Source organism: Amycolatopsis stemonae, from assembly GCF_054781455.1.
The window spans coordinates 24,917-48,509 of the sequence record NZ_BAAGUJ010000008.1; the positions used below are offsets into that span (position 1 = coordinate 24,917).

A 23,593-nucleotide genomic window follows, 5' to 3' on the forward strand; every position below is an offset into this window, starting at 1 on the left:
TGGGAAACCGTGTGCTAACCCTGTTTCTCACTCACGACCGCGCGGGCCACGCCCAGGTCGACGAGGTCCTGGGGGCGCAGCCGGAGCTGGTTCGCGATGGCCGGGACCTCCTCGACCGGGCGCTTGAGGATCGCCGCGGCCGCTTCCGGGGACGTCACCGAGAAGTACGCGTCGGGGGCCACCCAGGTCGAGCCCGCCGCCGCGAACGCCAGTGCGCCGCCTGAGCCACCTTCGCCGATCACCAGGGTCGTCACCGGGATCGACGCCGTCGCGACCGCCTCGAACATCGCCGCGATCGCGCCGCCCGCGCCGGCGCGCTCCGCGGCCGCGTCGTTCGCCGCGCCCGGGGTGTCGACCAGCGTCAGCACCGGGATGCCCAGCCGGGACGCCAGCTGCACCAGCCGCGCCGCCGTCCGGAAGCCCGCGGGCGACGTCGGCGTGCCGCACTGGGCCGCGTACGCGATCGTCCGGCCGTCGCGCCAGCCGAAGCCGCACGACACCCCTTCGTCGACGCCGCCCGCGCGGTCGCCGCTCACCTCCGAGCGCCACTCGAAGTACGCGTCGAGGTACTCGTGCGCCCGCGCCCGCCGGGGCGAGCGCGCGGCCTGCACCGCCTCCCAGCCCGTGTCCGGCACCGTAGCCGGCCGCAGCGCGGACGGCGGGGGAGCCGCCGCCGAGGAGTGCGCGGTGAGCAGCCGCAGCCACCGTTCCAGCGTCACGCCCAGGGCGTCCGGCGAGACGATCTCGTCGACCTGGCCCCACTCGAGCTTCGCCTCGGCCGTGTACGCCTCCGGCGAACCCGCGGGACGCACCCGCGAGCCCGCGAAGCCGACCTGAGCCTCGGGCAGCGCGAGGATGACGTCGGCGCCCGCGCCGAGCGTCGCCCAGCCGCCGCCGGTCGTCGGGTCGCGCAGCACCGAGATCTGCGGGATGCCCGAAGCACGCGTCAAGGCCGAGGCCCGCGCGACGCGCTGAAGCTGCATCAACGCGCGCATGCCCTGCTGCATGCGGCTGCCGCCGGTCGAGATCAGCGACACCACCGGCAGGCGCGCATCACGGGCGTGCGCGAACGCCGCCTCGATCCGGTCGCCGGTCCGCTGCCCGAGCGAGCCGCCGAGGAAGCCGAACTCGAACGTGATCAGCACGGCTTCCACGTTGCCGATCTTCGCCGTCCCGCAGATGACCGACTCCTTCTCGCCGGTGCGTTCTTCGGCGGCGGAGCGCGCTTCGCGGTAGCCGGGCCAGTCGATCGGCCCGTCGGCGGGCTCGTCGCGCAGCGGGGTGGGGAACTCTTCGAAGTCGTTCGCGATCGCGGCGACGACCTCGCGCGCCGGCTGCCTAGGCACCGAGCGCCCGCTTCATGACCTTGCCCATGTCGTTGCGCGGCAAGGCATCCAGGTATCGGACGACCCGTGGGCGCTTGTGCGGCGAGAGCAGCTTCGCGACGTGGTCGGCCAGCTCCCCGGCCGACGGTGGTGGCCCGCTGGGCACGATCCACGCGACGATCCGCTCGCCGAGGTCGTCGTCCGGCTCGCCGGTGACGGCCGCTTCGGCGACGCCGGGGTGTTCGAGCAGCGCGTTTTCGATCTCGCCCGCGCCGATCTTGTAGCCGCCGCTCTTGATCAGGTCGGTCGCCTTGCGCCCGACGATCTTGACGTAGCCGTCGCTGTCGCGCGTCGCCATGTCGCCGGTGCGGAACCAGCCGCCGTCGAGCGCGGCCGCGGTCGCGTCCGGGCGGTTGAGGTACTCGGTGAACAGGTTCGGGCCGCGCACCTGGATCTCGCCAACAGTCTCGACGTCGTCGATCACCTCGCCCGCCTCGCCGAGCAGCCGAAGTTCGACGCCCCGCAGCGGCACGCCGACGGTGCCGGGCTTGCGTTCGCCGTCCGCGCGGACGCTCGTGTTCATCAGCGTCTCGGTCATGCCGTAGCGCTCGACGACCTGCTGGCCGGTCGCTTCGGTGATCCGCTGGTGGTCGTGCACCGGCAGCGCCGCGGACCCGGAGACGAGCAGCCGCGCCTTGCGAAGCGCTTCCGCGAGGGCGGCGTTCGTGCCGACTTCGCCGGCGATGCGGTGGTACATCGTCGGGACGCCGAACATCATCGTCGCGCCGTTCGTCAGCTCCTTCGCGACGCCCTCGGTCGAGAACCGGCCGAGGTGGCGCACCGAGCCGCCGCGGCGCAGCGGGCCGAGGATGCCGAGGATCAGGCCGTGCACGTGGAACAGCGGGAGCGCGTGCACGAGGACGTCGTCCGCGGTCCACTGCCAGGCGTCTTCCAGGGCGTCGAGCGTGGTCGCGATCGACCGGCGGGGGAGGACGACGCCCTTCGGCGGCCCGGTGGTCCCGGACGTGTAGACGATCAGCGCGGGCGCCTCGGCGTCCGGCTCGGCCGCCAGGGGCGTCTTCTCGCCGGTCAACGGGATGTCGCGGCGGGGCAGGCCGGCCAGGCCCTCGGGCAGTTCGGCGCCCGGCTCGGCGAGCACCAGCTGCGGTTCGCTGTCGGCGAGGATATGCGCCAGCTCGCGCTCGCCGATCTTCGGGTTGAGCGGCACGGCCGGGACCCCGGCCAGCAGCGCGGCGACGACGGCGACGCTGGTGTGCACGGTCGGCGTCGCCCAGACCGCGACCCGGCCGCGCGGCAGGTCTCGGGCGAGGTGGCCGGCGACAGCGCCGAGATCGTCGTAGGTGAGCACGTGGTCGCCGAAGCGCAGAGCCTCTTTGGCGGAACCGTCGGCGAGGGCGGGGAACAACGGGGCGGGCACCGCGGGGACCTCCCAGAGTCGGACTCCAACCGCACGTTACCTTGCGGATCAGTCCCCTGCAGCAAGCCGTCGAAGACCCTGGTCGTACGCTTGGTTACCGTGTTGGTACTGGCGATCGATACCTCGACCCCGGCGGTGACCGCGGGCGTCGTCGCGGTGGACGGCGACGGGGTCGAGACGCGCGGCGACCGCGTCACGGTCGACCCGCGCGCCCACGGCGAGCTGATCACGCCGCACGCGCTGGCCGCGGCCGAAGCCGCCGGCGTGGGCCTCAAGGATCTGGACGCGATCGTCGCGGGTGTCGGCCCCGGCCCCTTCACCGGCCTGCGCGCCGGGATGGCCACCGCCGCCGCGCTCGGGTACGCCCTCGGCATCCCGGTGTACCCCGTCTGCAGCCTCGACGCGCTGGCCGCCGACGTCGCCCCGAGTGACGGCGCCTTCCTCGTCCTCACCGACGCGCGCCGTCGCGAGGTCTACTGGGCGAGCTACGACGCCGCCGGGAACCGCGTCGACGGCCCGCACGTCCGGCGCCCGGCCGACCTGGAGACCGACGTCAAGGTCGCGGCCGGCGACGGCGCCGTGCTGTACGCCGCCGCGCTCGACGTCCAGCCGATCGAGCCGCGCTTCCCGTCGCCCGCCGGCCTCGTGAAGGCCGCCCGGAGCGCGCTGCTGGCGAAGGAAACGCCCGCGCCGCTGACGCCGTTGTACCTGCGCCGTCCCGACGCCGCCGAGCCCGCCGCCCCGAAACGGGTGACCGCGCCGTGAGACTCGAGCCCCTGCGCCGCCGGGACATCGCCCGGTGCGTCGAGATCGAGCAGATCCTCTTCCCCGGCGACGACCCGTGGAGCTCGCGCGCGTTCCACTCCGAACTGGACGCCGGGAACTTCTACCTTGCCGCCCGCCCGGACGAGGGTGACGAGCTGCTCGGCTACGCGGGGTTGGCCGTCGTCGGGCGGCGCCGCGGCGAGTACGAGGCGACCGTGCACACCATCGGCGTCGCGCCCGAGCACCAGGGCCAGGGCATCGGCAAGGCCCTGCTGCGGGCATTGCTGGAGCGGGCCGACGAGTTCGAGGCGCCGGTCTTCCTCGAGGTCCGCACCGACAACGAAACGGCGCTCGCGCTCTACGAGAACCACGGCTTCGAACGGCTCGGCATCCGGAAGCGCTACTACCAGCCTTCCGGCGCCGACGCGTACACAATGGTCCGCCCGGCGCGGACGCGAGACGAGGTGGCGGGCTGATGTCACGCATCATCATGGGCATCGAGAGCTCGTGCGACGAGACCGGCGTCGGCCTAGTCCGGCTGCACGACGACGGCACGGTCGAGCTGCTCGCCGACGAGGTCGCCTCCAGCGTCGAGCAGCACGCGCGCTTCGGCGGCGTGGTGCCCGAGGTCGCCAGCCGCGCGCACCTCGAGGCGATGGTCCCGACGACCGCGCGTGCCTTCGAGAAGGCCGGGCTGGCACTGTCCGATGTGGACGCCATCGCGGTGACGGCCGGGCCGGGCCTGGCGGGCGCGCTGCTCGTCGGCGTCTCCGCGGCGAAGGCGTACGCGACGGCGCTGGACGTGCCGCTCTACGGCGTCAACCACCTGGCCGGGCACATCGCCGTGGACACACTGCAGCACGGGCCGCTGCCGGCGCCGTGCCTGGCGCTGCTGGTTTCGGGCGGGCACACGCAGCTGCTGCGCGTCGACGACATCGCGTCGGGGATCACCGAGCTGGGGTCCACTGTGGACGACGCCGCAGGCGAGGCGTACGACAAGGTCGCGCGCGTGCTCGGCCTGCCGTACCCGGGCGGCCCGCCGATCGACAAGGCGGCGAAGAACGGCGACCCGGCGGCGATCGCGTTCCCGCGCGGCATGACCGGCCCGCGCGACGCCAAGAACGACTTTTCCTTCTCCGGCTTGAAGACCGCGGTGGCGCGCTGGGTCGAAGGCGCGGCCCGGCGCGGCGAGGAGATCCCGGTGGACGACGTCGCGGCGTCGTTCCAGGAAGCCGTCGCGGACGTGCTGACCATGAAGGCGGTCCGCGCGGCGAAGGAGCAGGGGATCGGCACCCTCGTCATCTCCGGTGGCGTGGCGGCGAACTCGCGGCTGTCCGCCCTCGCCGCGGAGCGTTGTGCGGCGGCCGGGATCGAGCTGCGCGTCCCGCGGCCGCGCCTGTGCACGGACAACGGCGCGATGATCGCGGCCCTGGGCGCGCACGTGGTGGCGGCCAAGCTCCCGACGACGCCGTTGGACTTCAGCGCGAACCCGGCCCTGCCGGTGAACGTGGTCTCGCTCTGACCTAGGACGCCGCGGCGTGCCGGTGCGCCCGGGAGCCCACGCCCAGCAGTTCCTCGATCGCCGCGACCGCCAGGATCGCCGCATTGCCTTCGCCGTAGGGGTTTCCGACCTGCGCCGGCCGCAGCGCTCCGCTGAGCAGCCGCGCGGCCGTGTCGGCGATGCGCTCGGTGTCCGTGCCCACGAGCCACGCACAGCCGGCGTCGACGACCTCGGTCCGCTCGGTGACGTCGCGCAGCACCAGGACCGGCGTGCCGAACGTCGGCGCCTCCTCCTGGATGCCGCCCGAGTCCGTCAGCACCAGTGACGCCAGCCGCAGCGCGCGCACCAGGTCGGGGTACTCCAGCGGGTCCGTCACCGTCACTCGCGGCAGGCCACCGAGAGCCGCGTCGACCTGGGCGCGGACCTGCGGGTTCGGGTGCGCCGGGAACAGCACCTGGACGTCCGGGTGCTCGGCCACGATCAGCTGCACCGCGGCCAGCGTCCGCTCCAGCGGCTCGCCCCACGACTCCCGCCGGTGCGAGGTCACGAGCACCAGCCGCTCGCCCGCCTCCGCGATCTCCATCTCCAGCAACGCCAACGCCGTGTCGCGCGCCGGCAGGTCGCGCGCCGCGATCTCCAGCACCGCGTCGACGACCGTGTTGCCGGTGACCGCGATCCGCTGGCGCGCCACGCCTTCCGAGCGCAGCGCGGCCGCCGCGCCGAGCGTCGGCGCCAGGTGCAGGGCCGCCAGCCGCGACACCATCTGCCGCGCGCCCTCCTCCGGGAACGGCGCCGCGAGATCGCGCGTGCGCAGGCCGGCCTCCAGGTGCACCACCGGGATGCCCAGCCAGAACGCGGCCAGCGCGCCCGCGAGCGTCGTCGTCGTGTCGCCCTGGACGACGAGCGCGGCCGGCGCGTGCCGGCGCAGGACGTCGTCCAGCGCGGGGAGCAGGCCCGCGACGAGCTCCGCCTGGCCGCCCGTGACGCGCGGCGGCACGTCGAGCCAGGCGTCCGCGACCAGGCCGAACGGCGCCAGGGCCTGCTCGACCATGCCCGCGTGCTGCCCGCTGTGGACCAGGACCGGCCGCAGCGCCGGGTGCTCGTCCAGCGCCAGTGCCAGCGGCGCGAGCTTCAGCGCTTCCGGGCGCGTCCCGGCCAGCAACATCACATCCACCCCGCGGTGCCCCTTCTCCACATAGTCCAGTGTCCAGGAAAATTTCTCTCAAGGGGGCCGCCGGCGTGCGAGGGGCGCACGCCGACGGCCGTTTCCCTATTCCCGCGCCCGGGAGAGGCGGCGGTTGCGGCGGTGGACGGCGATCAGCGCGGCGGTCCCGAGCAGGACCAGGAGCACGCCGACGGCCAGCCACCACCCGATGTCGGCGCCGGTGGCGGCGAGGGTGCCCACGCCACCCCCGGCCACGCCGACGCCCGCGCCCGGCATCTTGTACACGGTCAGACCCGGGCGGTGCGGCGACGGTAGATGCGCGTCCCGAACGGCACGGCGATCGCGCCGAGCAGCCCGAGCCCGATCCACAGGCCGGCACCGGAGGCCAGCGGCATCGGCGGCGCGGCCGGGCCGCACGTCGCCGACGACACGATGACGTCACCCGAGCCGAGCGCGCCGACGACCCCGCCGAGCAGCTTCACGTGGAGGGCGTTGACCGTGAGGCTGCCGTCCTTGTTCCGGATCTGCTCGTTGAGGATGACCGTCGCGACGTTGATCCCGGCGATCGCCACCTTGACCTGCGTGTTCGGCGCCGGGGTGGCGTCGACCGCGCCGGCGCTGCCGAGGTTCGCGCCGACCAGCGTGGTGCTGCCCTTGACGCCTTCCTGGGTCGCCGTGCAGACCGCTTCCACGGCCTTGGCGCCGACGTTGTTCCCGAGGGCCTTGAGCAGCGGCAGGCCGACGTCGGCCGTGCTCGCCTTCGCCGTCACCGAGCCGGAGTTGTCGTCCCGCTTGGCTTCGGTGGTGATCACGCCGGTGCTCAGGATCCCGGTCAGGCCGACGCTGGCCAGCGTGCTGGTCGTCGGGCCCGCGGTGTTCGCGGCGGCGAGCGGGCCCGCCTTGACGGCCGGCTGGCCGAGCAGGGTGACGTCGACGTTCACGCCGTACGCCGACCCGTCGCCGGGGGCCGCCGAAGCGGGGGCCGCGCCGGCGAGCACGACGCTCGCCACGACCGCGGCGAGCAGGCCGCCGCGGCGCACGAGGGAGCTCTTCATCTACTGGTCCTCCGAATTCGCTGGGTTGTCCGGGTTGGGTGCGTGACGGTGGCGCGGATCGACCCGGCTTGCCTCGACTCGGCACGCGAATCGACTATCGCCAAGCGAGGCCGGAATAGCACACCAAATTCGCCGAATCACCGCATTGGGTATTCCCGGAGGACGTTCTTGCAGGTCGCGGGAAGCATCACCCGGTCGGCCTAGCAAGTTCGCCGCGACATTTGCCGAATGGCCGCTTAAACCACACCTCCGGGTAGAGCCGGGGCACGGTCGTGTCTTACGCTCGCCCGGGGGTCCGCAGCTTGACCGAAGAACCCAGACCGAGAGGACCGTCGTGGCCGTAGCGAGCGCTCCGAACGCAGGCATGGCACGGTTTCCGCTGGTCGTGGCGCTGAGCGCGCTGGCGGCCGCGGGCGTCGTGCTGGTGCTGGCCGAGCGGTTCTACCGCGAACTGGAAGTGCGCCTCGCCGGCGCGATCCTCGAAGTCATCACTACATCGGGTGTTTATGTCGCCCCCGATCGGGAGTCCGTTTACTTTGGGTTGAGCAGCGCTGCTCCGTTCGGGTTGAGAATGACGCCGGAATGTTCGTCGGCGTTCCTTTTACTGCCACTGCTCGTTGTGACCATGGTCATGCTGTACTTCCGGCCGGGCAATGCGAAACGGCTGTTCTTTTCGCTCGGCGTTTCCGCCCTCGTCGTCGTGCTGGTGAACCAGCTGCGCATTCTCACGATCGTCGGGCTGGTCCACGGGTTCGGCACCGACGAGGGCTACTACTGGGGCCACACGCTGCTCGGCTCCATGGTGAGCGTGCTCGGCGGCGCCGTCTCGCTGGTGCTGTTCGTCTGGCTCGCCACGCGGAAGAAGACCGCATGAGCGTCAAGGTCCTGCTGGCGATCACGCAGGCGTTCGCGCTGACGATGAGCGTGGCGTTCCTCGTCTACGTCGTCCTCATCGTGGTGCCGTACCTGCGCCGCAAGCCCGGCCCGGTCGGCGACGCGGCCGACTTCACGTGGCACTTCTTCGTGCCGTGCCGCGACGAAGAGGCCGTCATCCGCGACACCATCCGCTACCTGCGCACGACGTTCCGCAAGGCGCACGTCTGGGTCGTCGACGACGACTCCGAGGACCGGACCGCTCGCGTCGTCCGGATGCTGTGGCGGCGGCACGGCGGCTACGACCCGTACCTGCACCTGGTGCCGCGCGTGCGGCCCGAAGCCCGCACCGGCAAGGGCGACGCGCTCAACGCCGCGTACCGGGCCCTGAACGACTGGATGGGCCCGGACGCCTCCCGCGACGACGTCGTCGTGGTGGTGGTCGACGCCGACGGCCGGCCGGCGCCGAACTGCCTGGACGTGTGCGCGGCCGGGCACCTCTTCGGCGACCCGGGGATCGGCGCGGTCCAGCTGGACGTCCGGATGAGCAACGTCGCGACGCCGCCGCCGTCGCGGAACCCGGTCGGCCGCTGGTTCGGCCTGAAGCTCGCGCAGTTGCAGGACCTGGAGTTCCGGACGGCCATCGCGGCGATCCAGACGTCCCGCGGCTTCACCGGCACGATCTCCATGGGCGGCAACGGCCAGTTCACCCGGCTCACCGCGCTCGACTCCATCGCGGGCCCCGACGACCAGCCGTGGCGCGGCTCGCTGCTGGAGGACTTCGAGCTCGGCGTCCACCTGCTGACGGAAGGCTGGCGCACCGGGTTCACCCCGGATTCCCATGTGGCGCAGGAAGGTCTGTACAGCCTGCGGCGGTTCCTGGTGCAGCGCACGCGGTGGGGCCAGGGCACCATGCAGTGCGCGCGGTACCTCCGGCGGATCTGGGACTCGCCGCACGTCAGCACGCTCGGCGCGGCGGAGATGATGTACTACCTGGCCCAGCCGTGGCTGCAGCTGCTCGGCTCGCTGCTGTACCCGATCCCGTTCGTCCTGCTGGTGGTGAGCACCGCGGGCGACCCGGCGCAGATGTGGGCGTGGTTCACCGGCGGCGCGTGGATCCTGTTCGCCATCTACGGCTCGTTCGGGCTGCTGCCGTTCCTCGTCTGGGGCCCGATCTACCAGCTGAAGTGCCTGCGCAGCAAGAACGTCCTGCGCGGCATCGGGCTCGGCTTCGCGTACGCGGCGTACATCTACACGTTCTACGTGACGTCGTGGCGTGCGTTGTTCCGGCTGGTGCGCCGCCGCAACGGCTGGGCGAAGACGCGCCGCAACACCGAACAGGCGGCCGGGGCGAAGGTCGCGCTCGACGCGTGAGCGCGACCTCCGCCGCCGGTCAGAACGCCGGCAGGAACCGGACGTCGTCCGCCTTGACGAACGCGATCCGGTGCCCGAACTGGATCTGGACGTACTCGAGCTTGCCCTTGACCACCACGTGGTCGGCGAGGTCGAACGTCACCGCGTAGTAGTACTCCGACCCGACCGTCCCGGCCGACGAGTACTTCTGGCCCGCCGACAGCGTGTACGGCAACGGCGTGATGGCCTGCACCGGCACGTTCGCCGGGTAGGCCTCGGGCTCGGGGTAGGCGCGCCCGTAGACCGGCACCGTCGCGAGGCCGGGCTTCGGGGTGACGACCCAGCCGATGGCGGGCTTCGCGACGCGGGCGTCGCGCGGGTTGTGGAACCAGCCCTTCTGGCCGAGGTACCAGATGGCCGTCCAGTCGCCGCTGACGTCCGCGACGGCGTACTGCTGCCCGGTCGCGACGCGGCTGCCGACGTCCGCGACGTCCATCGTGGACGGTGTCCCGTCGGGGTGGAGGCCGACGTCCTTCAGCAGCGGCGAGGACTCACTGGGCTCGCTGTGCAGCACGACGGCTTCCGAGCCCCGCGCGGCACACGGCTGGCCGGCGGTGTCGCAACCGGTGAAGATCGGCTGGTTCTTCGCGAAGTCCGGGTCGATCGTGACCAGCGACGAGCCGGGCCGGCCGAACCCGCCGAGCGGCGCGCCGAGCAGGTCGAAGTAGTGCGACCAGTCCCAGTAGGGGCCCGGGTCCCAGTGCATGCCCTTGATCGTCGACGGGATCGTGCCCGGCACGTTGTCGTGGCCGATGATGTGCGCCCGGTCGAGCGGGATGCCGTACCTGCGGGCGAGGTAGCCGACGAGCTTCGCGCTCGAGCGGTACATCGCCTCGGTGTACCAGGTGCCCTTCGCGGCGAAGCCTTCGTGCTCGACGCCGATGGACTTCGCGTTGACGTACCAGTTGCCCGCGTGCCAGGCGACGTCCTTGGTCGGCACGTGCTGGGCGATCAGGCCGTCGTTCGAGCGGACGGTGTAGTGCCAGCTCACGTACGTCGGGTCCTGGGCGAGCTTGAGGACGCTGTCCCAGTAGCCCTCGGTGTCGTGGATGACGATGTGGTCGATCTTCTGGCTCACCGGCCGGTTCGCGAGGTCGTGGTTGCCGTAGTCGTCGTTCGGCAGCTCCTGGTAGGGCGCGGGGACCGACTCGCAGGTGACGGTCCGCGGGCACTCGAGGCCGGTCTGGCCCTGCTCGTGCGGCGGGGTCCGCACGTCGGGCGTCGGGGCCAGGCTGACCTGCTGGCCGTCGTCGGTGGTCCGGGCGGCCCCGGTCCGGACGGTGTCGAAGACCTCGTCGGCGAACGTCTTCGCGGCGTCTCCGGTGGACCCGCTGTACTTCGCGACGGCGTCGTACCAGCTGGCCGTTCCGGCGTGGTCCTTCGCCAGCAGGGCGGCGCCGCCCCGGATGTTCTGCGCCGGGTCGCCGCGGAGCGTCCCGGCGTCCTGGCCGATGAGCTGCGCGGCCTCGTCGACGGTCTGCAGCCCGGCGGGCGGCACGGCGGGCCCGGCCTGCGGGTGCAGCGCGGGCCGCGCGTCGTCGCCACGCGGGTCTTCGGTGCCCTCGTCGTGGTGGGAGGTGGCGACGCCGGCCTCCCGCACGTCGGTCAGGTGCATCGGCCCGTACCCGGCGGCGGTGCTGGGCGTCCCGCCGTTGAAGTCCCACCGGGACTCGAGGTAGGAGACGCCGAGCAGGACGTTCTCGGGAACACCGAACTCGCTCGCGGCGGCGGCGAAGTCCCGCTGCCGCTGGTCTCGGGTGGTGGCCTGGGCCGGCGCGGCGGCCAGCCCGGTGAGGAGGGTGGCGGTGGCGACCAGCGCCGCCGTTCTCGGGAGGGACATGGGCATAAACCCCCAGGGTTCAGGTGCCAGACGGTGAGAACCTAACCAGAAACTCACGCCGGGGGTAGAGGCCAACACGGCCCAATCGCGCCCTGAGCGGCTCGGGGACCGGTCGTCGGCCCTCGGTGCCGCGGTGGGGCGAAAGCGGCCGGTCAGACCGCCTGCGCGCCCGTTCGACCCGCCCGCGGCCACCCTCCTTGCGAAGCTGGCACTCACGTGGCTAGAGTGCTAATCGCACGGCCCGACAGCCCCGGCACCCGCGACGGCGGGGGTGGTAGAGCCGTAACCACATCCTGCCAACGCTTTCGACGACCGTGGAGGTCAACCCGGTGAGCGTGAACATCAAGCCGCTCGAGGACAAGATCGTTGTCCAGACGAGCGAGGCCGAGGAGACGACCGCCTCCGGCCTCGTCATCCCCGACACCGCCAAGGAGAAGCCCCAGGAGGGCAAGGTTCTGGCCGTGGGCCCGGGCCGGATCGACGACAAGGGCAACCGCGTCCCGCTGGACGTGAGCGTCGGCGACGTCGTCATCTACTCGAAGTACGGCGGCACCGAGGTCAAGTACAACGGTGAGGACTACCTCATCCTGTCCGCCCGCGACGTGCTGGCCGTCATCAACTGACGACCGCTCGCAGCGCATGACGCCCCGGGCCCCGCAACACCGGGGAGCGGGGCGTTCTTGCGTTCAGAGAAAGGTAAGCGGAACACGCTATGCCCAAGCAGATCAGTTTCGACGAGGACGCTCGTCGCGCGCTGGAGCGCGGGGTGAACAAGCTCGCCGACGCCGTCAAGGTCACCCTCGGCCCGCGCGGTCGCCACGTCGTGCTCGACAAGAAGTTCGGCGGGCCGACCATCACCCTCGACGGCGTGACCGTCGCCCGTGAGGTCGACCTCGACGACCCGTTCGAGAACCTCGGCGCGCAGCTCGCCAAGAGCGTCGCCACCAAGACCAACGACGTCGCCGGCGACGGCACCACGACCGCGACCGTGCTGGCGCAGTCGCTGGTGAAGGTCGGCCTGCGCAACGTCGCGGCCGGCGCCAACCCGACGTCCATCGGCCGCGGCATCGAGGCCGCCGCGGACAAGGTCGTCGAGATCCTCAAGAGCAAGGCCACCCCGGTCAAGGGCCGCGAGAGCATCGCCCAGGTCGGCACCGTGACCTCGCGCGACGCCAACATCGGCGCCCTGCTCGGCGAAGCCGTCGAGAAGGTCGGCGAGGACGGCGTCATCACCATCGAGGAGTCGTCGACCCTGGCGACCGAGCTGGTGATCACCGAGGGTGTCCAGTTCGACAAGGGCTTCCTCTCGGCGCACTTCGCGACCAACCCGGAGGAGCAGAAGGCGATCCTCGAGGACGCCTACGTCCTGCTGCACCGCGAGAAGATCTCGGCGCTGGCCGACCTGCTCCCGGTGCTGGAGAAGGTCGTCGAGGCCAAGAAGCCGCTGCTGATCATCGCCGAGGACGTCGACGGCGAAGCGCTGTCCACCCTCGTGGTGAACTCGCTGCGCAAGACGATCACCGCCGTCGCGGTCAAGGCGCCGTTCTTCGGCGACCGCCGCAAGGCGTTCCTGGACGACCTCGCGGTCGTCACCGGTGGCGAGGTCATCTCCGCGGAGATCGGCCGCAAGCTGTCCGACGTCGACCTCGGCGCGCTCGGCCAGGCCCGCCGGATCGTCGTCACCAAGGACGACACCACGATCGTCGACGGTGCCGGTTCGAAGGACGACATCGCCGGGCGGGTCGCGCAGATCCGCAAGGAGATCGAGACGACCGACTCCGACTGGGACCGCGAGAAGCTGCAGGAGCGGCTCGCGAAGCTCGGCGGCGGCGTCGCGGTCATCAAGGTCGGCGCGGCCACCGAGACCGAGCTGAACGAGCGCAAGCACCGCATCGAGGACGCCGTGGCTTCGACCAAGGCGGCCGTCGAGGAGGGCATCCTGCCCGGCGGCGGTTCGGCGCTGGTCCACGCGGTCAAGGAGCTCGAGGACGGCCTGGGCCTGGAGGGCGACGAGGCCACCGGCGTGCGCATCGTCAAGGACGCGCTGACGGCGCCGCTGTTCTGGATCGCGACCAACGCGGGCCACGAGGGCGCGGTCATCGTCAACAAGGTGCAGGAGCAGGGCTGGGGGCAGGGCTTCAACGCCGCCACCGGCGAGCTGACCGACCTGCTGGCCGCCGGCATCGTCGACCCGGTCAAGGTGACCCGGTCCGCGGTGGCGAACGCCGCTTCGATCGCGCGCCTCGTGCTGACGACGGAGTCGTCGGTCGTCGAGAAGCCGGTCGAGGAAGAGCCCGCCGCGGCGGGCCACGGCCACTCGCACTGACGCGTTTTCCACGGGAACGGGGCGGCACGCGTGCCGCCCCGTTTCTCATGCCCCGAACAGCACGGAGGGCGGCACCCCACCCGGTGCCGCCCTCCGATGTCTGTGGGGCGCTCAGCCGCCGGACATGCTGAGCGCGCGTTTGTCGGACTTGATGAGGTGCTCGCGTTCGGACTCCGAAAGCCCGCCCCAGATGCCGTAGGGCTCGTGCACCGCCAGCGCGTGGCTGCGGCACATCTCCAGGACGGGACAGCTCAGGCAGACCGCCTTCGCCCTGGCCTCCCGCCGTGCCCGCGCCGGGCCGCGCTCGCCGTCCGGGTGAAAGAAGGACGCGCTGTCCATCCCCCGGCACGACCCTTCGAGCTGCCAGTCCCACATGTCGGCGTTGGGTCCTGGGAGCCTGCGCGTGTCTGCCATCCTGACCGCCTCCGTCAATCGGTCGATGCCGCTAGCTGCTCTGCTGTGGTGCCGATACTCCATTCGGTGCAACGGCGGTAACGTTAGAAGCGCGCCAATAGTTGTTCAAGAGATTCGGTTCGATTCAGCCGTTAGGCATCCCCCGGATGTGTGAGCAGGGGTTTCGCCTCCGGTTGCCGACTCCGCTGAGTGCCTGGATATTGAGGCTCGTGGGAGCTGGGTCGGGCACCGAAGAACCCACCCTGCCGGTGGCCTCGGTCGCTCGCCGGCTCGGGGTCGCCCCGTCCACCCTCCGTACCTGGGACCGCCGCTACGGGCTCGGTCCCAGCCGCCACACCGACGGCAGGCACCGCCGCTACGGCAGCTCCGACATCGGCCGGCTCGAACTCATGCAGCGCGCGCTGCTGAGCGGCGCGTCGACGGCCGAGGCCGCGCGCTACGCCCTCGAACAGATGCCGCGCTCCGGCCCGCCGCAGCCGGAGGAGCCCGACGAGCCTCCGGGGACTTCGGTCGCCGACGACGGCCTCGAAGTCCGGTCCCGGCTGGCCCGCCGGCTGAGCACGGCGGCGCTGGCGATGGACGTCGGCGCGGTCCAGCGCATGCTCGCGGACACCATCGGCGAGCTGGGCGTGCTCCCGGCGTGGACGGGCGTGATCGAACCGGTGCTCTCGGCCCTGGGTGCCCGCTGGCGCGGGGCGAGCGCGGGCGCCGAGGTCGAGTACCTGCTCGCGGAGTGCGTGTTCGCGGCGCTCGTCCGCGCGACCCCGGTGCTGGACGAACCCCGCAACACCCGCCCGGTGCTCCTGGGCTGCGTCCCGGACGAGCGGGATTCGATGCCGATGTACGCGCTGGCCGCGTCCTTGGCCGGACGGCGGATCGGCGCCCAGCTGTTCGGCGTGCCGCTGCCGGCGGAGGTCCTGGCGGTGGCCGTGCGCCGGAGCGCCCCGGCGGCCGTGGTGCTGTGGGCGCACCGCCGCGGCGTGGCGGACACGAGGCTGTTCGCGCGGGTGTCGCGCGGGCGGCAGCGGAGCCGGCTGTTCGCGTGCGGGCCCGGGTGGGACCCGGCGGGCCTGCCGGACAAGGTGGAGCTGCTGCCCGACCTGCCGGAGGCGGCCGACCGGATCGAGCACGTCCTGGTGGGCGGCCGCCGGTAGCGGGTCGCGAAGCCGGTCACTCCGATCCGGTTCTTGTCGGTCCCACCCGCTAGAAAGGACGGGTGCACGAACCCGCCCTCCGGGCCGCCGCCTTCGGGGGCGACCCGCTGCCCGAGCCCGCCGCCACCCGCGGCGAAGGCTCCCCACGGGAACGGCTCCTCGCCGCCGTCGTGCTCGGCGCCCAGGGCCGGTACGCGGCCGCCGCGACCCTCCTCGACGCCCTCCGGCGGGAAACCGACCCGCTCGAGGCGTCCCTCGCCGCCAGCACCCTCGCCGCCCACCGGCGGCAGCTGGGCGGGCACCGCCAGGCACGTGCGCTCGACGGCGAGGCGTTCGCGAAGGCCGCGCCCCTGACGAGCGCGCCCGACCCCGACGGTCTCGACGCGGCGGGCGCGAGGGCCGACGCCCTCCTCGGCCTGGCCGCCGACAACCTCGCCCTCGGCCGGCTCACGGCCGCGCGGCGCCTGGCCGCCAGGGCCGCCGGGCAGCACGCCGGGTGGCGGGCCCGGGTCCGGGGCGGCTGGGTCGGCGCCGAGATCGAGCTCGCCGCAGGTCAGGGCGGCGCCGCCGTGCCGCACGCCGAGCGCGCTTTCGAAACCGCTGTCGAGCGCGGTGCCCGGCGGCACGCGGTGAAATCCGGGATTGTGCTGGCCGTGGCCCTGCTGGCCGCCGGGGCTCCCGATCACCGGAAGATTTCGGACGGTCTTGTCGGAAATGCAATGGCGACCGCCGAGGAATGCGAACTGCTTTCACTTTCGTGGCCGGCGGCGCTCGTGATGGCCGATCTGCGCCCTGGACACGCCGAGGAGTATCGATTCAGAGTGGCAGAGGTGTTGCACGCAGTGTTACGAAGCGCAGATCCTTGCGGGAGGAGGATCGCGGGGGAATCGCCATGGGTGCCCGCCCCGGGTGGTTGAGCCGTCGGAATGGGGTGTTCCGGCATCCGGGCTAAGAAACTTCAAAAAAAGCCACCGGATCGTGTCAAGGTTCGGGCTAAAGCGTCCGATAGGGGAAGTGGAATGTCACCCGGCTGCAGGAAGGAAACCCCGTGACGACGGTCTTGATCTGCGACGACCGACGCAGTGTCCGTGAAGGGCTCACCCGAGTGATGTCCGCGGTCCCTGGGGTCAGTCGCATCGACTGCGTAGCGCACGGTGACGAGCTGCTGGCCCGGTACTCCCGTCAGCCCGTCGACGTCGTGCTGGTCGGAACCCAACGCGCGGTCCCGACAGGTGTCGAAGCCACCCGGCGGCTCGTCTCGGCCAACCCCCAGGCGAACGTCATCGTCTTCGGCGCCCCGGACGACGCGGGCAGCATCGCCGCCGCGATCGCCGGCGGTGCCCGCGGCTACCTCCGCTGGGACGCGTCCCGGCCGGAGCTGGTCGCCGCGCTGGCCCACACCCTGGCGAGCACCTCGGTGCCCGCGCCCCGTCAGCCGTCCGACCCGGGCGTCCAGCTGACCGAGCGCGAGCTTCAGGTGCTCCGCGGGATGAGCCAGGGCAAGAGCAACGGCCAGATCGGCCGCGAGCTGTACCTGTCCGAGGACACGGTCAAGACCCACGCCCGGCGGCTGTTCCGCAAGCTCGGCGTGCGCGACCGCGCGCAGGCCGTGGCTCACGGCTTCCGTCGCGGCCTGGTCAGCTGACCTCCCGTCCCCGCGGCACTCTCCTCGATCCTGACACGGCCGGAATACAGGTGACGACGGGCCAGGGCGGCACCGCCCTGGCCCGTACCTGTGTGGTCCCCATCACACTCCGGCGCCCGCAAGGGCAGCCGCCCGGACGGATTCCCGTCCTGGCCCCCGTCCCTCCGACGGATCCCGTACCCGCGATGCCGTTCGCTCGTTGATTCGACGTTGTCGACCGCGAGCCAGCTGGACAATCCGTATTTCCGCGCCTCCGGAGGTCGCGGCGCGCCGGTGAGTACCGCGCGCGTCGGCCCGAGGCGGGCCGCAGGTACGGTAGCGGTCACCGGTGCGCGGCGGAGGGCAACCACGGGCCGGATTCTTTGCACGCCTACACGTAACACTGGGACTGTTGTCTGCGATGGCCAATGTGGGGGATGGACTGGATGAGCCGGTCGCCGCTGCTGTCGAGGGAGATCCCCAGGCAGTGGAGCGGCTGCTGGCTGCTATCCGTCCACTGGTAGTGCGGTATTGCCGCGCCCGGGTTGGCAGGCAGGAGCGATCGTTCGCTTCGGCGGACGACGTTGCGCAGGAGGTGTGTCTCGCGGTGCTAACGGCATTGCCCTCGTACCGCGACCAAGGCCGCCCTTTCCTGGCGTTCGTCTACGGAATCGCCCAGCACAAGGTCGCCGACGCGCACCGCGCGGCGGCGCGCAACCGAGCCGAGCCGGTGGCCGAGATCCCCGACGAAGTCGAAGGCGGGGTCGGCCCCGAGCAGCGGGCGCTGCAAGGTGAGCTGAACGAGCGGATGTCCCAGTTGTTGCAGGTGCTGCCGGACAAGCAGCGGGAGATCGTGGTGCTGCGCGTGGTCGTCGGCCTGTCGGCGGAGGAGACCGCGGACGCGGTCGGCTCCACGCCCGGCGCCGTCCGCGTCGCCCAGCACCGCGCCCTCGCGCGGCTGAGAAAGGTCCTGGCCGCGGAGGAGGTGATCTAGTGACCGGTCACGAGAGAGGTTTCGAGCCCGACGACGTCTTCGGCAGTGGCTTGTCGGCATCGGAGGCGGAGTTCGCCGCCGACCTGTCGGCGGTCCAGGCGGACGACGCGCTGCTCGACGCTCTCGGCGGGTCCGACCCGGCGCTGGCCGACGGACTCGGCGACCAGGAGCTCAACGCGTTGCTGGTGGCGTGGCGAAGAGACATCGACAGTGAGCCGCTGGCCGAACTGGTCGACGTCGACACCGCTGTGCGGACCGTCACCACCGCCAACCTCGCGCAGAAGCACGCGTCGGGCGGACGCCGCCGCAGGCTGCTCGTCCCGGTCGCCGTCGCCGCCGCCGTGCTGGCGATCGCGTTCACGGGCACCGGGCTGGCCGCGCGCTCCGCACAACCCGGCGACACCCTCTGGGGCCTCGCGAAGGTCCTGTACTCCGATCACACCCGCTCGGTCGAGGCGGCCGCGAACGCGAAACTCGACCTGGAGAAGGCCAACCTGGCCATCGCCGGCGGCAACCTCGACGCCGCGCGCGAAGCCCTTGACGCCGCCCAGGCCGCGTTGTCGCAGGTCAGCGCCGAGGACAACCGCGACCAGCTGATGGAGCAGCACCGGCAGCTCGCCGCGCAGCTGCAGAACCCGGAAGCGCCGGTCCAGGGCCCCACCAAAACTTCGACGCCGCAGGTCCCCCCGGGCGGCTCGGCCACGCAGGTGCCGCCGGCCGGCTCCGCGACGTCGATCCCGGGCAGCGGCAGCGGCACGACGAGCCTCCCGGGCACGGGTACGCCGACCCCGACACCCCCGCCGCCGACGACCGAGCCCCCGCCGACGACGCCGACGACGCCGACCACGACCGCCGCGAGCGGCAACGACCCGGGTGCGGGCACGCCGCGCAGCGAGTCCTCGGTCGGCGGCACCGGGCAGAGCGTGGCCGGAGGCCAGTAAGAGAACGCGGGCGGCCATCTGGCTGGACCACTGAAAAGGCCCTGGTGAGCAAGCTCACCAGGGCCTTTTTCACAACGTCAGTAGGCGCTTTCGTTGGCCGTCACGCCGTCGGCGAAGCCCCGGCAGTAGTCCCAGCTCACGTAGTCGCCCGGGTTCGGGTCGAACGCCGGCTCGTGGGGGCGCATCCGGCCGTCGGCCAGCAGCTGCTCCAGGCTGGCCCGCAGCAGGTGCCAGTCGTGGTAGTGCGGCTCGTCGCATTCGCCGCAGTCCACGACGATCCCGCGGACCCCGCGGGGCTCGAGGAGGGCCTGGTAGACGGCCAGATCGGAGAGATCGGCCAGCAGCTCCGTGCGTTCCTGGTCGCTGATCGGCTCGTCCAGCCGGTCCTCGTGGTCGAGGAACGCGCGGGCCGGGTCGTCCGGGTCGTCCGCGAACGGGTCTGGAGGCAGGACATCGTGCGCCACGGCCTGCACGGTACCCGGCGGTCCCGGCGCCTCGCCCACCACCCGGGGCAGGCCCGCCCGCCGGATATCATGAGGGGAAGGCTCCGGGTCGCCACAGCGACCCCGCTCATCCCGCGCCAGGAAGGCCCTTCACCCGCTATGACCAGCGACGGCAACACCGCCCCCGTTCCGGCCAAGTTCGCGATGCTCGGCCTGACCTTCGACGACGTGCTGCTGCTGCCCGCCGAATCGGACGTCGTGCCCAGCGGCGTCGACACGAGCTCCCGGCTGACCCGGAACATCACCCTCGGCATCCCGCTGGTGTCCGCGGCGATGGACACCGTCACCGAGGCGCGGATGGCGATCGCCATGGCCCGGCAGGGCGGCATCGGCGTCCTCCAGCGCAACCTGCCGATCGACGAGCAGGCCGCCGCGGTCGAGGTCGTCAAGCGGTCGGAGGCCGGCATGGTCACCGACCCGGTCACCTGCTCGCCCGACGCCACGCTGGCCGAGGTCGACGCCCTGTGCGCGAAGTTCCGGATCTCCGGCGTCCCGGTGACCGACGCGTCGGGTGCGCTGGTGGGCATCATCACCAACCGCGACATGCGGTTCGAGGTCGACCACAGCCGCCCGGTGTCCGAGGTCATGACGAAGGCGCCGCTCGTCACCGCGCAGGTCGGCGTCTCCGCGGACGCGGCGCTGGGCCTGCTGCGCCGGCACAAGATCGAGAAGCTGCCGATCGTCGACGGCGCGGGCAAGCTGCGCGGGCTGATCACGGTCAAGGACTTCGTGAAGACCGAGCAGTACCCGAAGGCGACGAAGGACCCGGACGGCCGCCTGATCGTCGGCGCCGCGGTCGGCGTCGGCCCGGACGGCCACAAGCGCGCGATGGCGCTGGCCGACGCGGGCGTCGACGTGCTGATGGTCGACACCGCGCACGGGCACTCCCGCGCGGTCGTCGACACCGTCACGCTGCTGAAGAAGGAGCTGGGCGACTCGGTCGACATCGTCGGCGGCAACGTCGCGACCCGTGCGGGCGCGCAGGCGCTGGTCGACGCGGGCGCGGACGGCGTCAAGGTCGGCGTCGGCCCGGGCTCGATCTGCACCACCCGGATCGTCGCGGGCGTCGGCGTGCCGCAGATCTCGGCGATCTACGAGGCCGACCAGGCGTGCCGCCCGGCCGGTGTCCCGGTGATCGGCGACGGCGGCATCCAGTACTCCGGCGACATCGCGAAGGCGATCGCGTCCGGCGCGTCCACGGTCATGCTGGGCAGCCTGCTGGCCGGCACCGCCGAGTCGCCCGGCGACCTGATCCTGGTCAACGGGAAGCAGTTCAAGGTCTACCGCGGGATGGGCTCGCTCGGTGCGATGCAGTCGCGGGGCCAGGCGAAGTCGTACTCGAAGGACCGCTACGCCCAGGACGACGTGCTGAGCGAGGACAAGCTGGTCCCGGAGGGCATCGAAGGCCGGATCCCGTTCCGCGGGCCGCTGGCCAACGTCGTGCACCAGCTCGTCGGCGGCCTGCGCTCGGGCATGGGCTACGCGGGCGCGAACACGATCGCCGAGCTGCAGGAGGCGCAGCTCGTCCGGATCACCGCGGCGGGCCTCAAGGAGAGCCACCCGCACGACATCACGATGACCGTCGAGGCCCCCAACTACACGACGCGTTAGTCCGCCCTTTCGATCATTCCTCGGCTGGTCATGGGCCGGGAAACTCGGCCCATGACCATCTCGAGGCGGACACTCGCGAGCACGGCCGTCGCCGCGGCGCTGCTGGGGCTCGGCGGCGGGGCAGCCGCCGCGGACAGCACGCCGGCCCCGCAGGTTCAGCAGTCGCCCGGTGAGCTCTGGAAGCGCACCGAGCTGTTCTTCGGCACCGGCAAGCCCGACGGCACCGAGGTGACCGACAAGGAGTTCGCCGCTTTTTCCGACCGCGAGATCACCCCGGCGTTCCCGGACGGCTTCACCCGGCTCGACGGCAGCGGCCAGTGGCGCGGTGCGTCCGGTGCGGTCGTCCGCGAGCACACGCACGTGATCGTCCTGCTGTACCCGTTCTCCGACCGGGACGCCGAGCGCGAGATCGAAGGCCTTCGCGCCGACTACGAAAAGCAGTTCCAGCAGGAGTCCGTACTGCGTTCGGACTCCGTGGAGAAGGTCTCGTTCTGAGTTTCCGTAACCTAGCGTGCTTACGGTAATCGGCCTATCGCCTTGCGTGGCCGTCGTGGTGTGCACTGGTGGGCATGACGGTCGGCCGCTTCACGCGAGTGCTGCGCAGGGTGTTCTTCACGGCCGTCGCGCTCGTGTCGCTGGCGCTCGGCGGGGTCGTCTGCCTGATGTGCCAGGTGCTCGCCGGCCGGGACGCGCCCACCTACCGCGTCGAAGGGCACGTCGTGTCCCACGAGCGGGGCGCGCTCCCGGTCGGCGGCGACGAGCAGGCGGTGAGCCAGACCGTCGCGATCGACACGGCCGAGGGACGCCACTACCGCATCACGGCCGTCGACCCGGGCCTCGACCTGCCGGCCGGGCAGCCGGTGGTCGCCGACATCTCGACGGCGGACGGCAGCATCGCCTACCTGCACGCCGGCGGCGGCGTGGTCGACCTGCGGCCGGGCGTGGTGCGCCCGGTGCTGCTCATCCTCGCGGCCCTCTTCTCCCTGGGTGCGGTGTACTTCGGCGCGGTCCGGCTGAACGTCTACCCGCCGGTCGCGACCTGGCTGGCGCTCGCCCTGGGCGCCCTGCTGGCCCCGGTCGTCGTCTTCGTGCGGGTGTGACGCCGGCCGGTTGCAACCCCCGTGCGCAGGTCACCCACGCGGACTAGCGACAATGGGGCACGGCAGATTGTCGTCGTCGGAGGAGGCTTCACGTGCGGGACCTGGTCGAGATCGGGATGGGCCGCACCGCGCGGCGGGCTTATGACCTCGACGACGTCGAGATCGTGCCCTCGCGGCGGACCCGGTCGTCGTCGGTGGTGTCCACCTCCTGGCAGATCGATGCCTACCGCTTCGACCTGCCGCTGGTCACGCACCCGACCGACGCCATCGTGTCGCCCGGCACCGCGGTCGCCGTCGGCGAACTGGGTGGCCTGGGTGTGCTCAACGCCGAAGGGCTCTGGGCGCGGCACCCGAACGTCGAGGACGCGATCTTCCAGCTGGTCCGCGCGGCCGAGGACCTCGAGGACCCGACCGCGGTGGGCCGCGTGCTGCAGGAGCTGCACGCCGCGCCGATCCGGCTCGACCTGCTGACCGAGGCGATCAAGACCGTCCGCGAGTCCGGTGTCACGGTGGCCGCGCGCGTCAGCCCGCAGCACGCCGCCGAGCTGACCCCGGACCTCATCGCCGCCGGCGTCGAGATCCTGGTCGTGCAGGGCACGATCATCTCCGCCGAGCACGTCCAGCGCGACGCCGAGCCGCTGAACCTCAAGGAGTTCATCGGCCGCCTCGACGTCCCGGTGATCGCCGGCGGGGTCAGCGACTACCGCACGGCGATGCACCTGATGCGCACCGGCGCGGCGGGCGTCATCGTCGGCCACGGCTACACGCCGGGCGTCACCAGCACCGACCGCGTGCTCGGCATCGGCGTCCCGATGGCCACCGCGATCATCGACGCCGCGGCCGCCCGCCGCGACTACCTCGACGAGACCGGCGGCCGCTACGTGCACGTGCTGGCCGACGGCGGCATGACGACGTCGGGCGACATCGCGAAGGCGATCGCCTGCGGCGCGGACGCCGTGATGCTCGGCTCCCCGCTGGCGGCCGCCCAGGACGCGCCGGGTCAGGGCCTGTACTGGACGGCGGCGGCCGCCCACCCGTCCCTGCCGCGCTCGCGCGTGGCCGCGGGCCCGGACTACGCGGTCGACCTCAAGACGCTGCTGTTCGGGCCGTCGTCCGACGCGGAAGGCGTCGTGAACCTCTTCGGAGCGCTTCGCCGCGCGATGGCGAAGACGGGGTACTCGGACCTCAAGGAGTTCCAGCGGGTGGGCCTCACCGTCCGTCGGTGAGGTGCGCCAAGAACGCGGCGAAGGCCTCGGTCGAGTAGACGAGGATCGGCCGGGGCGCGGGTTGCTTCGTGTCCCGCACGCCGACGACGCCGGGACCGGTGCCGATCTCGACGCAGGCGTTCTCCTCGAAGTGGCTGTGGCTCGACTTGCGCCAACCGGTGAGCGTTCGTGGGCTCATCGTGGTGCCTCCTGGGATTGTGTCCCGCTCAGCGGTGAATCGCCGACGTGGACATCGAGCACTTGGGAAAGTACCCACGGTCGTGGGCCGCGAAAGCGTCCAGAAGGGTGACTGGCCAGTAACTTACCTCTGGTCAGGACGGGAACC

Annotated in this window: 25 protein-coding genes; 16 read left to right on the forward strand and 9 right to left on the reverse strand. The window is 72.1% G+C overall.

The features are described 5' to 3' along the window. Positions 1-14: 14 nt before the first annotated feature. Both ACYVLJ_RS27550 and ACYVLJ_RS27555 read right to left on the reverse strand, forming a co-directional pair. Positions 15-1,346, reverse strand: a complete 1,332-nt coding sequence (locus tag ACYVLJ_RS27550) for a carboxyl transferase domain-containing protein (protein WP_460440877.1) — start codon at positions 1,344-1,346, stop codon at positions 15-17. Further along, positions 1,339-2,763: an acyl-CoA synthetase gene (locus ACYVLJ_RS27555; protein WP_460440878.1), complete on the reverse strand. Its 1,425-nt coding sequence runs from the start codon at positions 2,761-2,763 to the stop codon at positions 1,339-1,341. The genes ACYVLJ_RS27550 and ACYVLJ_RS27555 overlap by 8 nt, the downstream gene beginning before the upstream one ends. 99 nt (positions 2,764-2,862) lie before the next feature. Here ACYVLJ_RS27555 and tsaB point away from each other — a divergent pair, with 99 nt between their 5' ends. Genes tsaB through tsaD form a run of 3 tightly spaced genes read left to right on the forward strand, consistent with a single transcriptional unit; the run spans position 2,863 to position 5,050 of the window. Then, positions 2,863-3,528: a tRNA (adenosine(37)-N6)-threonylcarbamoyltransferase complex dimerization subunit type 1 TsaB gene (tsaB, locus tag ACYVLJ_RS27560; protein WP_460440879.1), complete on the forward strand. Its 666-nt coding sequence runs from the start codon at positions 2,863-2,865 to the stop codon at positions 3,526-3,528. Next, positions 3,525-4,004, forward strand: coding sequence for a GNAT family protein (gene rimI / locus ACYVLJ_RS27565; protein WP_460440880.1), 480 nt, complete (start codon positions 3,525-3,527; stop codon positions 4,002-4,004). Before tsaB ends, rimI begins: the two co-directional genes overlap by 4 nt. Continuing rightward, on the forward strand, positions 4,004-5,050 hold the full coding sequence (gene tsaD, locus ACYVLJ_RS27570; RefSeq protein WP_451978054.1) for a tRNA (adenosine(37)-N6)-threonylcarbamoyltransferase complex transferase subunit TsaD: 1,047 nt from the start codon (positions 4,004-4,006) through the stop codon (positions 5,048-5,050). The genes rimI and tsaD overlap by 1 nt, the downstream gene beginning before the upstream one ends. 1 nt (position 5,051) lies before the next feature. Here tsaD and wecB read toward each other — a convergent pair whose 3' ends face one another. The 3 genes from wecB to ACYVLJ_RS27585 form a co-directional block, all read right to left on the reverse strand. Next, on the reverse strand, positions 5,052-6,203 hold the full coding sequence (gene wecB / locus ACYVLJ_RS27575) for a non-hydrolyzing UDP-N-acetylglucosamine 2-epimerase (protein WP_451978184.1): 1,152 nt from the start codon (positions 6,201-6,203) through the stop codon (positions 5,052-5,054). A 96-nt stretch (positions 6,204-6,299) separates the two neighbouring features. Continuing rightward, a complete protein-coding gene (locus ACYVLJ_RS27580; RefSeq protein ID WP_460440881.1) occupies positions 6,300-6,479 on the reverse strand; it encodes an LPXTG cell wall anchor domain-containing protein in 180 nt (59 codons plus the stop codon). Between the two features lie 2 nt (positions 6,480-6,481). After that, positions 6,482-7,249, reverse strand: a complete 768-nt coding sequence (locus tag ACYVLJ_RS27585; RefSeq protein ID WP_451978052.1) for a choice-of-anchor P family protein — start codon at positions 7,247-7,249, stop codon at positions 6,482-6,484. A gap of 364 nt (positions 7,250-7,613) precedes the next feature. Between ACYVLJ_RS27585 and xrtP the strand changes: the two genes are divergently transcribed. Both xrtP and ACYVLJ_RS27595 read left to right on the forward strand, forming a co-directional pair. Further along, a complete protein-coding gene (gene xrtP, locus ACYVLJ_RS27590) occupies positions 7,614-8,123 on the forward strand; it encodes an exosortase/archaeosortase family protein (protein ID WP_460441130.1) in 510 nt (169 codons plus the stop codon). After that, on the forward strand, positions 8,120-9,496 hold the full coding sequence (locus tag ACYVLJ_RS27595) for a glycosyltransferase family 2 protein (RefSeq protein ID WP_451978049.1): 1,377 nt from the start codon (positions 8,120-8,122) through the stop codon (positions 9,494-9,496). Before xrtP ends, ACYVLJ_RS27595 begins: the two co-directional genes overlap by 4 nt. A 19-nt stretch (positions 9,497-9,515) precedes the next feature. On the opposite strand, the gene ACYVLJ_RS27600 is transcribed toward ACYVLJ_RS27595, so the two are convergent. Then, complete coding sequence (locus ACYVLJ_RS27600) at positions 9,516-11,381, reverse strand: N-acetylmuramoyl-L-alanine amidase (RefSeq protein ID WP_460440882.1); 1,866 nt, start codon at positions 11,379-11,381, stop codon at positions 9,516-9,518. A gap of 323 nt (positions 11,382-11,704) precedes the next feature. Between ACYVLJ_RS27600 and groES the strand changes: the two genes are divergently transcribed. Both groES and groL read left to right on the forward strand, forming a co-directional pair. After that, entirely contained in the window at positions 11,705-11,998 is a 294-nt protein-coding gene (groES, locus tag ACYVLJ_RS27605; RefSeq protein WP_007031106.1) for a co-chaperone GroES, read from the forward strand. An 89-nt stretch (positions 11,999-12,087) separates the two neighbouring features. Beyond that, positions 12,088-13,701: a chaperonin GroEL gene (groL, locus tag ACYVLJ_RS27610; RefSeq protein ID WP_451978043.1), complete on the forward strand. Its 1,614-nt coding sequence runs from the start codon at positions 12,088-12,090 to the stop codon at positions 13,699-13,701. 111 nt (positions 13,702-13,812) lie between these two features. Here the strand turns inward: groL and ACYVLJ_RS27615 are convergent, their stop codons facing one another. Next, positions 13,813-14,115 (reverse strand): WhiB family transcriptional regulator, encoded by a 303-nt coding sequence (locus ACYVLJ_RS27615; RefSeq protein WP_043792619.1) that lies wholly within the window; start codon positions 14,113-14,115, stop codon positions 13,813-13,815. Positions 14,116-14,324: 209 nt separating this feature from the next. Between ACYVLJ_RS27615 and ACYVLJ_RS27620 the strand changes: the two genes are divergently transcribed. The 5 genes from ACYVLJ_RS27620 (at position 14,325) to ACYVLJ_RS27640 (ending at position 18,828) form a co-directional block, all read left to right on the forward strand. After that, complete coding sequence (locus ACYVLJ_RS27620; protein ID WP_460440883.1) at positions 14,325-15,269, forward strand: MerR family transcriptional regulator; 945 nt, start codon at positions 14,325-14,327, stop codon at positions 15,267-15,269. A gap of 62 nt (positions 15,270-15,331) precedes the next feature. Continuing rightward, a complete protein-coding gene (locus tag ACYVLJ_RS27625; RefSeq protein ID WP_460440884.1) occupies positions 15,332-16,186 on the forward strand; it encodes a hypothetical protein in 855 nt (284 codons plus the stop codon). A gap of 131 nt (positions 16,187-16,317) precedes the next feature. After that, positions 16,318-16,914 (forward strand): response regulator transcription factor, encoded by a 597-nt coding sequence (locus ACYVLJ_RS27630; RefSeq protein WP_003073605.1) that lies wholly within the window; start codon positions 16,318-16,320, stop codon positions 16,912-16,914. 400 nt (positions 16,915-17,314) lie between these two features. Continuing rightward, complete coding sequence (locus tag ACYVLJ_RS27635) at positions 17,315-17,887, forward strand: sigma-70 family RNA polymerase sigma factor (RefSeq protein ID WP_026468912.1); 573 nt, start codon at positions 17,315-17,317, stop codon at positions 17,885-17,887. Beyond that, positions 17,887-18,828, forward strand: a complete 942-nt coding sequence (locus tag ACYVLJ_RS27640) for an anti-sigma-D factor RsdA (RefSeq protein ID WP_451978034.1) — start codon at positions 17,887-17,889, stop codon at positions 18,826-18,828. The genes ACYVLJ_RS27635 and ACYVLJ_RS27640 overlap by 1 nt, the downstream gene beginning before the upstream one ends. Before the next feature lie 77 nt (positions 18,829-18,905). Here ACYVLJ_RS27640 and ACYVLJ_RS27645 read toward each other — a convergent pair whose 3' ends face one another. Continuing rightward, positions 18,906-19,301: a DUF5319 domain-containing protein gene (locus ACYVLJ_RS27645; protein ID WP_451978177.1), complete on the reverse strand. Its 396-nt coding sequence runs from the start codon at positions 19,299-19,301 to the stop codon at positions 18,906-18,908. Between the two features lie 129 nt (positions 19,302-19,430). Between ACYVLJ_RS27645 and guaB the strand changes: the two genes are divergently transcribed. From guaB to ACYVLJ_RS27665, 4 genes are all read left to right on the forward strand, one after another. Next, positions 19,431-20,942, forward strand: coding sequence for an IMP dehydrogenase (guaB, locus tag ACYVLJ_RS27650; RefSeq protein WP_451978031.1), 1,512 nt, complete (start codon positions 19,431-19,433; stop codon positions 20,940-20,942). Positions 20,943-20,993: 51 nt separating this feature from the next. After that, entirely contained in the window at positions 20,994-21,437 is a 444-nt protein-coding gene (locus ACYVLJ_RS27655; RefSeq protein ID WP_460440885.1) for a DUF3574 domain-containing protein, read from the forward strand. Positions 21,438-21,511: 74 nt separating this feature from the next. Next, positions 21,512-22,042: a hypothetical protein gene (locus ACYVLJ_RS27660; RefSeq protein ID WP_451978026.1), complete on the forward strand. Its 531-nt coding sequence runs from the start codon at positions 21,512-21,514 to the stop codon at positions 22,040-22,042. Between the two features lie 92 nt (positions 22,043-22,134). After that, positions 22,135-23,268, forward strand: coding sequence for a GuaB3 family IMP dehydrogenase-related protein (locus ACYVLJ_RS27665; protein WP_451978023.1), 1,134 nt, complete (start codon positions 22,135-22,137; stop codon positions 23,266-23,268). Here ACYVLJ_RS27665 and ACYVLJ_RS27670 read toward each other — a convergent pair. Then, positions 23,252-23,446 carry a DUF397 domain-containing protein gene (locus tag ACYVLJ_RS27670; protein ID WP_451978020.1) on the reverse strand — a complete coding sequence of 65 codons (195 nt, stop codon included), beginning with the start codon at positions 23,444-23,446 and terminating at the stop codon, positions 23,252-23,254. The two genes, ACYVLJ_RS27665 and ACYVLJ_RS27670, sit on opposite strands and share 17 nt — an antisense overlap. Between the last annotated feature and the right edge of the window lie 147 nt (positions 23,447-23,593).